The sequence below is a fragment of the Streptomyces sp. NRRL F-2580 genome, assembly GCF_000720115.1.
Classification (GTDB): domain Bacteria; phylum Actinomycetota; class Actinomycetes; order Streptomycetales; family Streptomycetaceae; genus Streptomyces.
The window spans coordinates 1-2087 of the sequence record NZ_JOIR01000093.1; the positions used below are offsets into that span (position 1 = coordinate 1).

At 70.3% G+C, this 2087-nt stretch carries 2 protein-coding genes; both read left to right on the forward strand.

Annotated features, from left to right (window positions below; translation table 11 throughout):
• The first annotated feature begins 654 nt into the window (after positions 1-654).
• Complete coding sequence (locus IF88_RS0139520; protein ID WP_030724361.1) at positions 655-1146, forward strand: DUF2975 domain-containing protein; 492 nt, start codon at positions 655-657, stop codon at positions 1144-1146.
• Positions 1146-1367, forward strand: coding sequence for a helix-turn-helix domain-containing protein (locus tag IF88_RS0139525; RefSeq protein ID WP_030724363.1), 222 nt, complete (start codon positions 1146-1148; stop codon positions 1365-1367). Before IF88_RS0139520 ends, IF88_RS0139525 begins: the two co-directional genes overlap by 1 nt.
• Positions 1368-2087: the final 720 nt, after the last annotated feature.

Below are 2087 nucleotides of genomic sequence, written 5' to 3' on the forward strand. Positions count from 1 at the left end.
ACTCCGACCCCACTTGGTCGACGGCTGCCTCACGGCCACACATCTGGCCATCGACCCACCGACCCCACCCTGAAAACCTCAGTAACAAAGCCCTACTAGTCGCCACGCCGCCTGCACAGCAAGGGCTCGGATGACTGGCTGCCCACTCACGGCGCAACCATGCGGAGCGTCTGCCCCGACCTCTGCGCACCCCTCATCCGCATCGAGGGCATCCTCGCGGGACCAGCGCACGAAAAGGACAATCCGGCACACCTGCGGCAGCTCTAGTGGCCAGCCGCTGCAGCCCGGACGCGGACCAGGAAGAGCACATGAACTCCCCCCGCGTACCCGTACGGCTCCTCGCCCGTGAGTCCGTGCCCGGTATCGCCGAAGCGCTGGGGGACACGGACGGCCGGCTCTGCGCGACGGCGGGAGGCCGTCACGGTGCACGAGGCCGACGGCAGCGTCCAGCGGGAACGCCGCCACGACACGTGGCCCCACTCCCCCGAGGCCTCCGGCGCCTGCCCGCCCGACCCACCTGACCCGTCCGACCGGCCGGCGGGGTCCTGGGTTCGCGTGGTGGCGGGACGCCTCCGCCTCACCCTCCATCTCAGCTCTTGTTTCACCTATCGAAACTCGATAGATTTCCACCGTAACTCGATGGAAGGATTGATCGTGGGGAAGCTGACTGTGCGTGCGCTGCGCGCCGTGCTCGTGGTCGTGCTCGTCGGCACCGTGTTCGTACAGGCAGGGATGCTGTGGGCGTTGGTCAGTGGGAGCGACCCGGAGGACGGCTCGCTCCCGCTGACCCCGCTGCGCGTGATCACGATCCTGGGCATGGTGTCGGTCCAGGTCGCCCTGGGCTGCGTATGGCGGCTGGTGACGATGGTGCGACGCGGAACCGTGTTCTCCCACGCCGCCTTCCGGTACGTGGACGGCGTGATCGGCGCGATCGTGGCGGCTGCCCTCCTGTGGTTCGCGGTCACGGCCGTCAACGCGCCGGGCCAGCGGGAGGATCCGGGCGTCACCGTCATCATGGGCGGGGTCAGCCTGGCCATCCTCGGGGTCGCCCTCATCGTCCTCGTGCTACGGATGCTGCTCACCCAGGCCGTCGCGCGCGACGTCGAAGCAGCGCAGATGCAGGCCGAGTTGGACGAGGTCATCTGATGCCGATCGCCGTCGACATCGACGTGATGCTGGCCAGGCGGAAGATGTCCGTGGGCGAGCTCGCGGACCGCGTCGGGATCACTCCCGCCAACCTGGCCGTACTCAAGAACGGCCGCGCCAAGGCGGTACGCTTCGCAACACTCGCCGCGCTCTGCGAAGTGCTCGAGTGCCAGCCGGGCGACCTGCTGCGCTGGGAGGCCGAGGACGCCGCCGGCGGATGACATGTGGACCGCATGAACGTGGATGGCTGGCACCCGACCATGACGAACTGTCAATTCGACGGGTCCGCGGCACCGGGCCCGGCCCGGACAGGGCCCCACGAGCAGCCTGCGGGCTACCGCGAGGCCATCGCCCAGCACCGCGCCCACCGCTACACCCGCCCCACGGACACCCGGATCGCCCGCGCCGCACGCGAACAGATCCGCACCAGGATCCTCGAGCCCGAGGACGCCTTCGCCCAGGGGCGGGCCGAGGCCGGGCGCCTTCGCGAGCAGACGGAACGGGAACACTCAGGGGAACCTCCGAGGCCCGCGCACTGGCTCGGTACCTCGCCGAGAAGGCCGGACTCACCCGCCTCCCGTGCCAGGCCACCGCAGCCACGCCCGACCTCCTGTACCGCACTGCCTGAACACCGTGTCCAAAGTCCAGAGCCCACTCACACGCCACCGCCGCGGCACGCCGTCAGGCGTGCGTGGCAACCAGCGCACCTGTGTACCAGGGGTCAGGGTGGGTTACGGCTGGCCGTGATCGGACTCGCCCGGATCCGCCTGCCAGCGGCGGTGGGTGACACGGCGGGCAGTGTGCTTGGGCCGCCGCGCCCGGGACCTGGACGTGGAGTTCACCCTCACCGGCGGCAACGCCGCCGACTGCACCCGCTTCGAGGAGGTCATGGCCACCATCAAGGTCCGCCGGGCCGGGCCCGGTCGGCCTCGGACCCGCCC

Bases quoted from the DNA above. Each gene is read 5' to 3' on its own strand.
- IF88_RS0139525 (WP_030724363.1), top strand. From the start codon at position 1,146: ATGCCGATCGCCGTCGACATCGACGTGATGCTGGCCAGGCGGAAGATG.